We start from the raw sequence: 10,684 nt of genomic DNA, 5'->3' as shown, positions 1-10,684 counted from the left end.
GCCCGCTCCCACAGGGGGCTGTTGAGCTTTTGGAATTAGTGAACAACCCAGCTCAGCAACCACAACCCCAGCATCAGCCAGATAATCCCGAAGATGATCGACGCTCGCATAAACGCCCGCACTGCCGAATACAGGAACAGCAAGCCAACGATCAGCGTGAGGATGCTGATAATCGAAGTGTCCATGCCCAGCGTACGCGACAAACCTTCGACAAAATTGCCGCCAGCGTGGGTCAAGGCACCGAACAGCCCGCTGAGCCCGTCGACGATAAAGCGGATGACCGAACCGAGCGCCTGGCCCAACCATTCGAAAAAGCTTTCTACCTGCATGTGTGTGTCCTGATGAGAAGGTGGGCGTGTCTGTGCCTTTGGTTGTCGATAACGCAGGCTAGTTCCCTGTAAGCATAGAGTTAAACATGGGTTTCATTATTTACGGATGTACTCGGTTAAATGTGGGAGCGGGCTTGCTCGCGAATGCGGTGTGCCAGTGCCCCATCCATTGACTGACCCGCCGCATTCGCGAGCAAGCCCGCTCCCACACATATTGCGGTGGGCCTTGGGCATTGTGGTGTTGATCATTGTCCTGCTGTGGCTCGCCGACCGCATCTGGCCCTTGCCCTTGCCTAAGGACGATCTGGCGCGGGTAGTCCTGGCTGAGGATGGCACGCCGTTGTGGCGGTTTGCCGATGCCAACGGGGTGTGGCGTTACCCCGTGCAAACGGGCGATGTGTCGCCATATTACCTCGACGCGCTGCTCACCTACGAAGACCGCTGGTTCTACCAACACCCCGGCGTGAACCCGCTGGCGCTGGTGCGGGCGACGTGGCAGAACCTCACGGGCGCGCGGGTGGTGTCGGGTGGCAGCACGTTGTCGATGCAGGTGGCGCGCTTGCTGGATCCACACTCGCGCACCCTCCACGGCAAGCTGCGTCAGCTGTGGCGTACCGCGCAGTTGGAGTGGCACCTGTCCAAGGAAGAAATACTCAATTTGTACCTCAACCGCGCGCCATTCGGCGGCACGCTGCAGGGTGTGGCGGCGGCCAGTTGGGCCTACCTGGGCAAATCCCCGGCACAGCTGACTCACGCCGAAGCTGCCTTGCTCGCAGTATTGCCCCAAGGGCCGAGCCGCTTGCGCCCGGACCGCCATCCGCAACGTGCCCAGGACGCGCGCGACAAGGTGCTGCGCCGCCTCGCCGAGTTTCAGGTGTGGCCGCAATCGGCCGTCGATGAAGCGCTGGAAGAACCGCTGTTGCTCGCGCCGCGCCTGGAGCCGAGCCTCGCGCCCTTGCTCGCCCGCCGCTTGAACCGGCCAGACAGCCCGCCCTTGATCCGTACGACCGTGGACGCCACCCTGCAACGCCGTCTCGAAGACTTGTTGCTGGGCTGGCGCGCACGCCTGCCAGAGCACACCTCCGCCGCCATTCTGGTGGTTGAGGAGGAGACCATGGCTGTACGCGCCTACCTCGGTTCGGTGGATATCAATGACGCCAAGCGCTTTGGCCATGTGGACATGATCAGCGCGCTGCGGTCACCGGGCTCTACGTTGAAACCTTTCCTCTATGGGATGGCGCTGGACGACGGGCTGATTCACTCCGAATCCCTGTTGCAGGACGTACCCCGGCGCTATGGCGATTACCGGCCGGGCAACTTCTCGATGGGTTTTACCGGCGCGGTGCCGGCGAGTACGGCGCTGTCCAGTTCGCTCAACTTGCCTGCGGTGCAGTTGCTGGAGGCTTACGGGCCGAAACGGTTTGCCGCGCAGATGCGCATCGGCGGCGTGCCCTTGGCATTGCCGGCGCTGGCCGAGCCCAACCTGGCATTGATTCTGGGCGGCGCCGGCAGCCGTCTCGAAGACTTGGTCAGCGGCTACAGCGCCTTCGATCGAGGCGGCAGGAGTGCCACGATCCGCTTGCAGCCGGACGATACGCTCAGGGAACGGCCATTGCTGTCGCCGGGATCCGCCTGGATTGTGCGGCGTATCCTCAGCGGCCAGGCCCGGCCCGACCGTGACCCGCGTGCCGAACTGGTGCAGCGCCCGGTGCTGGCCTGGAAAACCGGCACCAGTTATGGCTTTCGCGATGCCTGGGCGATTGGCGTGGGGCCGCGATATTTGATCGGCGTGTGGATTGGCCGCCCGGATGGCACGCCGGTGCCGGGGCAGTTCGGCCTGGCCTCGGCGGCGCCGCTGATGCTGCAGGTGCACGACGTGTTGACCAACCGCGACAGCCAGCGTGGTATCAGCGCGCCCGTCAAGCCGGTGCCGACCAATGTGGGCGTGGCGGCGATCTGTTGGCCGCTGGGCCAGCCCATGAACCGCAGTGATCCCAATTGCCGCCGCCAGCGCTTTGCCTGGACGCTGGATAACACCACGCCACCGACCTTGCAGGCATTGGATCAACCTTTGAGTGTGGGGTTGATGGAAAACGTGTGGGTCAATGCCAAAGGCTTGCGGGTTGACGCTCATTGCCCGGGCGCGATCTCCAGAAATATCGCCCTGTGGCCCGCGCCGCTGGAACCCTGGTTGCCAAAGATCGAGCGCCGTGAAGCACGGATCCCGCCCGCCGACCCGGACTGCCCGCCGCCCGCGTTGGCGGCGGCCTCGCCGTTATCCATTGTCGGTGTACGCGAAGGCGACCAACTTCGCCTGCCCGCTGGCAGCCAACAGATGCTGCGCCTGAAACTCTCCGCGTTGGGCGGCAGTGGCCGGCGCTGGTGGTTCCTCAACGGTGCGCCGTTGGGTGACAGCGCCAATCAGGATTTCATCAATGCCAGCTTTGAGCGGCTGGGCCGTTACCAGCTGAGTGTATTGGATGAGGCTGGTCAAACGGCACGGCTGGAGTTCAGCGTTGTTGATTAGGCCGCTATCGCAGGCAAGCCAGTTCGCACATTTGCAGGTGTTCACCCATCAAAGTGTGGGAGCGGGCTTGCCCGCGATGGCGGCCTAAAGGTTCACTTGCCTTCAAGCCTGATCCCCCCGAAGCTATACACCTTCAGGAGCCCCCGCATGAACCTCGAACACCTCACCGAACGCCTGCACCGCATCCGCGATACCAACGACTGGAAGCCGTTCCACAGCCCGAAAAACCTGGCCATGGCCGCCAGTGTGGAAATGGCCGAGCTGGTGGAAATCTTCCAATGGCTGACCGAAGACCAGTCGCGGCAGTTGCCTGCCGACAAACTGGCCCACGCCGGGCAGGAGGTGGGCGACATCGTGTTGTACCTGCTGTTGCTGTGCAGCGAGCTGGGGCTGGACATGAACGAAGTGGTGCGCGCCAAGCTGGCCGACAGCGAGCGGCGTTTCGCCCATGAGTGATCGTCATTTCGACCAGTTGGCCACGCGTTTTGCCGAGAAAATCTACGGCGGTGCCAAGGGCGCGATTCGCCTGGCCGTGCTGCAGGCCGACTTGACCGAGGCATTGCCGAAACGCCCGTTGCGCGTGCTGGATATCGGCGCGGGCCTTGGGCACATGTCGCTGTGGCTGGCCGAGCAGGGCCATCAGGTGACCCTGGCCGAGCCCGCCGAACCGATGCTCGAAGGCGCGCGCCAACGCTTTGCCGACGCCGGCCAGACGGCCACCTTTATCCATGCGCCGTGGCAAGACCTGCTCGGCCAGCTCACCGAGCCTTACGACCTGGTGCTGTGTCACGCCGTGCTGGAATGGCTGGCCGAACCCCATGCGATCCTGCCGGTGCTGCACCAGCTCACGGTGCCTGGCGGCCTGTTGTCGCTGGCGTTCTACAACCGCGATGCGCTGATTTACCGCAACTTGCTCAAAGGCCACTTCCGCAAAATGCGCAAGAACGACATGGCCGGCGAAAAGCAGAGCCTCACGCCGCAACAACCGCTCGACCCGCGTGAGCTGGCGGCGCAACTAGAGGGGCTTTGGCAGGTCGAAAGCCAAAGTGGCGTGCGGGTGTTCCACGACTATATGCCGGTGGAATTCCAGGCCCGCGCCGATTTACAGGACCTGTTGGAGATGGAACTCGCTCACCGTCGTCACCCAAGCTTTGCCGGACTTGGGCGTTATTTGCACTGGATTTGCCGTCCGGTTTAAGCGGCCCAGTCTGCGGAGGTCGAAATGCGTCGTCTCTGTTTGATCCTGTTGTCCCTGGGTTTGGGGGCTTGTTCCACCCCAAATCCTTACGTGGCCGCCTCGGCCCCGATACCGCCGGCTCCGGCCCAGGCGGCGAATACCTTTGATGCCAGCGCGTACCCGGCGCCGGTGCGTGACTATGGCGCTTATCGCAGTTGGGGCTGGCTCAACGGCCAACTGCCGGCAGGTTCGGCCTGGGCGGATTCGGCGCAAATTGCCGAAGCTGTCAGTGGCGCGCTGGACCAGCGCGGCTTGCGCCCGTTGCATGACAACCGTGCGCCCGACCTGCTGGTCAGCGCCGACGTGCGCCTGGAAAAGCGCCTGCGTCAGGTCCAGGACGACTATGGCTACGGTTATGGCGGCGGCTATAACCGCTATGGCAACGGCTACGGCATGTACAACACGGTGCCGGTGGTGCGCACCTATGAAGTGACGGTCGCCGTGGCGCGCATCAGCCTGTTCGACGGCCGCACCCGCCAGCCGGTATGGAGCACCAGCGCCGAAACCGCCAGCCAGGGCAGCCTGAGTGAAAAGGCCGACGCCTTGCGTGAGGCGATGCAGAAGGCAATGACGGCCTATCCGCCCAGTTAACAGCTATTCTCATCTAAAGAACGGTTCGTCCTTTTTGGAGAAACACCATGCTTCGTCGCATCGCTGCACTTGCTGTTGTTGTATTGCTGGGCGGCTGCCAGACCAGCCAGGTCAACCACGACTTTGACGCCAGCCGCGATTTTGGCGCCTACCGCAACTGGGCCTGGAAAGACCCGGCGCTGCAATACCGCCCGGATGACCCGCGAATCAAGAGTGACCTCACCGAGCAGCGCATCCGCCAGGCTGTGGGTGAACAGCTCGACCAGCGCGGCCTGCGCCCTGCAGCGCCAGGCGCCAAGGCTGACCTGAATGTGCAGGCCTACCTGATCGTCGAAGACCGCCAGCAACAAGTCACTACCAACTACGGCGGCGCCTGGGGCGGCCCGTGGAATGGCTACTGGGGCGCGCCGATGTACAACGAAACGCGCAATATCACCTACAAGGTGGCGACCATCCAGATCGACCTGCTTGACGGCAAGGACGGCAAACTGGTGTGGCGCGGCAGTGACGAGCAACTGATGGCCAGCTCGCCCAACCCTCAGGACCGTGACGCCGCCATTCGCACCACCGTGACCAAAATCCTCAGCAACTACCCGCCACACTAACAAGCACCCCAAAACCCCTGTGGGAGCGGGCTTGCCCGCGATAGCGGTCTGACAGTCGCTGATTGATTGACTGATTCACCGCCATCGCGGGCAAGCCCGCTCCCACATTGGTCTGTCTTCACTTTTGAATCTGCGACCTTCCCGGCCCTTGTCTACACTCTTCAATACCCAAGGAGAGTAAGCGCTCGGCAACTCGCCGGCACAGGAGTGCTCGATGTCTCCCCACTTTCACCACACGCAACGCGGTGCCATCGGCTTGATAGCCGTTGGCGTGCTGGCGTTTGTTTTGATGTGCACCTTGCTGGTGGTCGACAGCGGCCGGTTGTACCTGGAAAAACGCAAGCTGCAAGGCGTGGCAGACACGGCCGCGCTGGAGGCGGTCAGCCGCAATGGCACGTGCCTCGCCGGGTTAACGGCGGCGGCTTATGCCGGGCAGAGTGTGGCGCGCAACAGTTTTGTGGTGGGCAATGGCAATACATTGGTGACCACCTGCGGTGCGGTCACTACTGCAGCTTCGGGGCGGAGGGTATTTGCGGCGAACCCGGCGGTGTCGTCGGCGATTCAGGTGGTGGTGAACAAAACCGTGACCACCAGTTTCGCTGGCGGGGTGTGGGCGCTGGTGTCCGGCGGCAAGGTCAGTTTGAACACGGTGTTGAGTGCGACGGCGGTGGCGGCAATGCCTGCGCCCACCCTGGCCCAGCTGACGATCAACAGCACGCTGGCCAGCGTCGACAGCGCCAGTGCCAGCCTGCTGAACCCGCTGTTTTCCGGGCTGCTCGGCGGCAGTGTCAACCTCACGCTGGCCGGCTGGAACGGTTTGATCAACACCAATATCAACCTGCTCAGCTACCTCAACCAATTGGCGATCAACCTGAACGTGGCCGCCGGCAACTACACCCAATTGCTCAACACCAACGTCACCGCCTCGCAACTGATTCAGGCAGCTGTCACGGTGCTGACCGCCAACGGCGCAACGGCCGACGTACTGACTGCACTGGGCAACCTGCAAATCGCCGCGATCAACCAGGCGCCGTTGACGGTGGGCCAGATCCTGCAATTGCAGACGGGCACCACCGCTGCCGCGCTGAATGCCAATGTGCAGCTATTCCAGCTGATTCAAGGTGTGGTGCAGCTGTCCAACAGCCAGAGTGCGGCATCGGCGACGTTGCCGGTGAACTTGCTGGGGTTGGCGAATATCACCACCCAGGTCAAAGTCATCCAGCCTCCACAGCTGTCGGCCATCGGCAATCCGGTGCTGGCGGCGGCCAACCCGTTGGGGCCGAACAAGATCTACGTGCGGACCGCCCAGGTGCGCACCGAGGTGACGGTCAGTTTGCCGGTGTTAAACAGTTTGTCGGGGTTGAATACGGCAGTGAACAATCTGGTCGGCCCGTTGACGCCGGTCCTTAACGGTCTGCTGAGCCTGAACCTGGTGACCACGATCAACTCGGCGCTGTGCTTGCTCGGCGCGGGCTGCCAGCAGCTGGATCTGCTGGTGTTGCCGGGCAACTTGCCGCTCAATATCGTGCTGGATGCCGGTGGGGCCAGTAGTTATGTCACGGGCTACAGCTGCCCGACTGGCAACAGCGGGACCAAAAGCCTGACAACGACCACCACCACCTCGCTGGCTTCGCTGAATGTCGGCACCATTACCAACGCATTTTCCAGCACACAGCCGATGACTGTAGACCCGCTGCGGCTGGTCGATATCGGCACCAAACTCTGCCATATGGTCGTCGTGATCGGCTCATGCGACCCCCGGGTGCCCTTTGCCGCCGGTGGCATCGGGATCAAGGTGCAAAGCCCGATCGCCGGCAGTGTGCAAACCCAAGTGTTTTCCAGCACGTCGCCGTTTGCCACGCCGCCCAATGTCGGTCTGGCGCCGACCTATCAGGCGGCCACCCCGGCGACCAACGTGATCAGCAGTTTGTCCGGCACCCTCAATGGCGTCGGCATCACGGCTTATCAACCGGCGGGGAGCAATCCGCTGGGCAGCCTGATCACCAATACAGTGTCGCTGCTCAGTAGCGTCAGCGCCATTGTGACGCCGGTTGTGGACAACCTCCTCAGCCCGCTGCTCAACCCGATCCTCAACAACTTGCTGAACAGCCTGGGCATCAGCCTGGCGAATGTGAACGTCGGCGCCAACCTGACCTGCGGCCAGAATGGCGAAGCCTATCTGGTGATTTAAACGTCGGTGGCCCTGGGCAGTTCCACGCAAAAGCGCGCGCCATGTTCGCCGTTGCTGACGCTCAGCCGCCCGCCCATGTTTTCCACAATGCCGTAGCTCACCGACAGGCCCAGCCCGGTGCCCACGCCAATCGGCTTGGTGGTGAAGAATGGCTCGAAGATCCGCTCCAGCAAGCGCGGGTCAATACCGCCACCGTTGTCCTCGACCCAGATCCGTACGTGACGGCTGTCATGCTCGGTGTGCACGGCAATCCATGGGCGCAGCTCGGGGTTTTTCTCGCGCTGGCTCAGCAGTGCGTCGCGGGCGTTGACCATCAGGTTGATCAGCACTTGCTCAAGCTGATCGACATAGCCTTTGACCTGCACGGGGATCTCTTCTTGAGTCAGGCGCACTTCCACGCCTTTGCCGCGCAGGCCCTCGCTGAGCAGCGACAAGGTGCCCTCGACGGCCTGCGCCGGGTCGAAGGGGTGCTGTTCGACTTCCGAGCGGCGGCCGAACACGCGCATATGGTCCACTACCCGCGCCGCACGCTGGACCTGTGCGTCGATGCGCTGGAGTTTTTCGGTGAGGTACTCGACCTGCACGTCGCCATTGCCTATGCGCTTGAGCACATTGACGATGGCCATGCGCATAACGTTCAGCGGTTGATTGATTTCATGGGCCAGGCCCGTGGCCATTTCGCCGAGGGTGGCCATCTTCGCGCTTTGGGTCAGTTGCTGCTGGGAGCGACGCACTTCGGTGTTGTCGCGGCCCACGGCCTGCACTTCCAGCAAGGCGCCTTTTTCATCGAAGACGCCACGGTCCGACCACACCCACCAGGCATGTTCACGCCCCGGCAACTGCAGGCTGATTTCAGCAGTGCTGACCGGAAATTCCGGGGTCAGTTGCCCGATGCGTTGCACAAACGCCTCGCGCTGTTCGGCTGACAGCCAGTCCCCCAGGTTCACCCCGCGCAATTGTCCCGGCAGGCATTCCAGATAATTGGCCAAAGGCGTGTTGCCGAAGGTCAGGGTCAGGTCCGGCCGGTAGCGGCAGATCATCGCCGGGGAGTCTTCCACCAGGATGCGATAGCGCTCTTCGCTGTCCTTGATCTGCTGCGCCGCCTGGGTTGCGTCGGTGACATCCAGCCACAGGCCGACGGCCTCCACCGGCATGCCGAGGTCGTCGCGCAGCAGCTTGGCTTCGTCGAGCAGCCAGTGGTAATCGCCGTGTTTGTCCTGCACGCGGTAACGGCTGCGGGTGCTGCCTTCACGCAGCAACTGGCGGGTGCGCTGGAAGTACAAATCGCGGTCGTCGGGGTGCACCCATTGCACCAGGCTGTCGTGGGTGCATTCGGCGAGGGTGCGGCCGAGCAGCGGCAGCAAGCTGTCGCTGAAAAACACCGGTTGCAGGGCGCCATTGAGGTAGCGCTGCACATAGATCACCGCCGGTGAACTGGCGATCAGGTTGTCCAGGCGTGCGTGGGCGGCGGCGGCTTCCAGCTGCTGGTTTTTGATGTCGCTGATATCGAGCATGAAGCCGATGCTGCGGCGCTGCTCGCCCGCGCCCAGCACTTGGCCTTGCACGCGGTACCAGATCGGCGCCTGGGTCGTGTCACTACGGCTCAGGCGCACGCTGGCGAGCAGGGGTTTGCCGAGTGTCTGCAAATCGCGCAGGCGGCTGTGCAGCTCCTGGCGGTCGGCGGGGTGGATCAAGTGCAGCCAAGTGTCGAGCGGCTGGCGGGTCGGGCCGTCTTCCGGGTCGAGGTTGTGCATCAATTGGGGGGCGAGCTGGATTTCGCCGCTGCCGGGTAGCAACTCCCACCAGCCGGTGCCGAGCAGGCCTTGCAGGGCTTCCAGGCGTTCGAGTTGCTGGTGGTGGCGGTGTTCGCGCAAACGGCTGAGCAAGGGCGCGGCGAGCGCGGCGGCGAGGTTCAGCCAGTCGCGGTCGCGAGTGTGGGGTTGGCCGCTGTAGGCGCCGCACAACAACCACGCAGCCACGCCCTGGCCGTCGCGATAGGGCACGAGAAAGCCATCGGCATTGCCGAATACGCTGTGCAAACGCGGGTGGTCACCGCGCCCGTAAGGCGCTTTCAGGCTCAGCGGGGTGGTGCCGTCGAGGCTGTCCAGGCAAGTCCCGAGGCGCTGACCGGTGTGCCAGAACAGCGGGGCGTCGTGGTTGGCGTACTGGCTGTAGATTGACCAGCCCTGGTCTTCCTGATCCAGCAACGCGAGCGCCACACAGGGAATGCGCCAACGTTGTGCCACGCTGCTCAACTGTTCGTTGAACACCTCGGGCAGGCGGCTGAGGCTGCATACGCGCAGTTGTTCACTCACCAGGCTTGCCAGTTGCTGGTTCTGTTCGCGTTGCTCGGCCAGTTGCCGGCCGCCGAGCAGGTCGCCGATGTCCACGGCGTGCAGCAGCCAACCGTTGTCGTGTGCTTCAAGGGTGCCGCGTGTATGCAGGGTTTGCCCGGCCATGCCCTGGAAGTCCAGGTCGAGGCTGTGACGTTGCCAATCGGCAGGCACCCCTTCAACGGCGACCACGCTATGGGCGCAGAGCAATTCGTGCAGTTGAGGTGAGGGGGCGTGTTTGGCCAGTTGCGAGAGCAGCGTGCCGCTGACGTCGAGCACGCGGCCCTGGGCATCCAGTTGCACGTGCAAGCCCGCGACAGGCGGTACGACAGGCTCGATGGCCAGCGCGCCACTGCGGCCGAGCAGGCGCCCGAAGAGTTTGTCGCCGGAGGTCAAAATTGCAGGCTCGACTGGGCTTGCAGCGTTACCGGCAAGCGCGGCACGGCGCCGATGCCAGGCAAGACAATAAATGGCATCACCGCCTGGAGATTGGCTGAGGGGTAGTTGATCTGAACGGACAACAAGCCGGCGGGTGTGAATGACGTAGTGACCTGCGTCGCGGCATCGAATTTATAGGCGGCGGGAATCCAAAACAAACGCTGAACGATCGCGGCTTTGGCGGTGTTTTGTACGGCGGCATTGTAGCCGGGCATGGTGGGGTCCAGCCCCACGCTCTGGCGCACAGCTTCGGCGGTCGCTTGGGTAAACGACTGCATCAGCAGCAGCGGCAGGCTATAGCTGACCATGCCGTAGAACACGGCGAAAAAAATCACAAACACGCCAATGAACTCAATCGCTGCCGTGCCTTTTTGCTTTCCGGGGAGGCCTGTTTTCATCACCGCGTCTACCCTGACGGCTACTACTTGATATC

General features: G+C 63.0%; 9 protein-coding genes. 6 read left to right on the top strand and 3 right to left on the bottom strand.

Features of this window, described 5'->3' with window-relative positions:
* Nucleotides 1–35: 35 nt before the first annotated feature.
* Complete coding sequence (locus tag AB4P94_RS02935; protein ID WP_016972504.1) at nt 36–329, bottom strand: hypothetical protein; 294 nt, start codon at nt 327–329, stop codon at nt 36–38.
* Nucleotides 330–564: 235 nt separating this feature from the next.
* On the opposite strand from AB4P94_RS02935, the gene pbpC reads away from it, so the two are divergent.
* The 6 genes from pbpC (at nt 565) to AB4P94_RS02905 (ending at nt 7,480) form a co-directional block, all read left to right on the top strand.
* Nucleotides 565–2,856, top strand: a complete 2,292-nt coding sequence (gene pbpC / locus AB4P94_RS02930; RefSeq protein WP_395611286.1) for a peptidoglycan glycosyltransferase PbpC — start codon at nt 565–567, stop codon at nt 2,854–2,856.
* A 147-nt stretch (nt 2,857–3,003) separates the two neighbouring features.
* Complete coding sequence (locus tag AB4P94_RS02925) at nt 3,004–3,312, top strand: MazG-like family protein (RefSeq protein WP_058423592.1); 309 nt, start codon at nt 3,004–3,006, stop codon at nt 3,310–3,312.
* Nucleotides 3,305–4,054, top strand: a complete 750-nt coding sequence (locus tag AB4P94_RS02920; protein ID WP_395609329.1) for a methyltransferase — start codon at nt 3,305–3,307, stop codon at nt 4,052–4,054. Before AB4P94_RS02925 ends, AB4P94_RS02920 begins: the two co-directional genes overlap by 8 nt.
* A gap of 24 nt (nt 4,055–4,078) precedes the next feature.
* Entirely contained in the window at nt 4,079–4,684 is a 606-nt protein-coding gene (locus tag AB4P94_RS02915; RefSeq protein ID WP_395609328.1) for a DUF4136 domain-containing protein, read from the top strand.
* A gap of 47 nt (nt 4,685–4,731) precedes the next feature.
* Nucleotides 4,732–5,289 (top strand): DUF4136 domain-containing protein, encoded by a 558-nt coding sequence (locus tag AB4P94_RS02910; RefSeq protein ID WP_395609327.1) that lies wholly within the window; start codon nt 4,732–4,734, stop codon nt 5,287–5,289.
* A 214-nt stretch (nt 5,290–5,503) separates the two neighbouring features.
* Entirely contained in the window at nt 5,504–7,480 is a 1,977-nt protein-coding gene (locus tag AB4P94_RS02905) for a pilus assembly protein TadG-related protein (RefSeq protein WP_395609326.1), read from the top strand.
* On the opposite strand, the gene AB4P94_RS02900 is transcribed toward AB4P94_RS02905, so the two are convergent.
* Both AB4P94_RS02900 and AB4P94_RS02895 read right to left on the bottom strand, forming a co-directional pair.
* Nucleotides 7,477–10,209, bottom strand: coding sequence for an ATP-binding protein (locus AB4P94_RS02900; protein WP_395609325.1), 2,733 nt, complete (start codon nt 10,207–10,209; stop codon nt 7,477–7,479). The genes AB4P94_RS02905 and AB4P94_RS02900 overlap by 4 nt on opposite strands.
* Nucleotides 10,206–10,649 carry a TadE family protein gene (locus AB4P94_RS02895; RefSeq protein WP_395609324.1) on the bottom strand — a complete coding sequence of 148 codons (444 nt, stop codon included), beginning with the start codon at nt 10,647–10,649 and terminating at the stop codon, nt 10,206–10,208. Before AB4P94_RS02895 ends, AB4P94_RS02900 begins: the two co-directional genes overlap by 4 nt.
* Between the last annotated feature and the right edge of the window lie 35 nt (nt 10,650–10,684).

Source organism: Pseudomonas sp. B22129 (genome assembly GCF_044218875.1).
Taxonomy (GTDB): domain Bacteria; phylum Pseudomonadota; class Gammaproteobacteria; order Pseudomonadales; family Pseudomonadaceae; genus Aquipseudomonas.
This window is presented reverse-complemented; position numbering and strand designations above follow the sequence as displayed.

Excerpts from the sequence above, each read along its gene's own strand:
- AB4P94_RS02915 (WP_395609328.1), top strand. The coding sequence starts at position 4,079 with ATGCGTCGTCTCTGTTTGATCCTGTTGTCCCTGGGTTTGGGGGCTTGT.
- AB4P94_RS02925 (WP_058423592.1), top strand. The coding sequence starts at position 3,004 with ATGAACCTCGAACACCTCACCGAACGCCTGCACCGCATCCGCGATACC.
- AB4P94_RS02905 (WP_395609326.1), top strand. The coding sequence starts at position 5,504 with ATGTCTCCCCACTTTCACCACACGCAACGCGGTGCCATCGGCTTGATA.
- AB4P94_RS02935 (WP_016972504.1), bottom strand. The coding sequence starts at position 329 with ATGCAGGTAGAAAGCTTTTTCGAATGGTTGGGCCAGGCGCTCGGTTCG.
- AB4P94_RS02910 (WP_395609327.1), top strand. The coding sequence starts at position 4,732 with ATGCTTCGTCGCATCGCTGCACTTGCTGTTGTTGTATTGCTGGGCGGC.
- AB4P94_RS02895 (WP_395609324.1), bottom strand. The coding sequence starts at position 10,649 with ATGAAAACAGGCCTCCCCGGAAAGCAAAAAGGCACGGCAGCGATTGAG.
- AB4P94_RS02920 (WP_395609329.1), top strand. The coding sequence starts at position 3,305 with ATGAGTGATCGTCATTTCGACCAGTTGGCCACGCGTTTTGCCGAGAAA.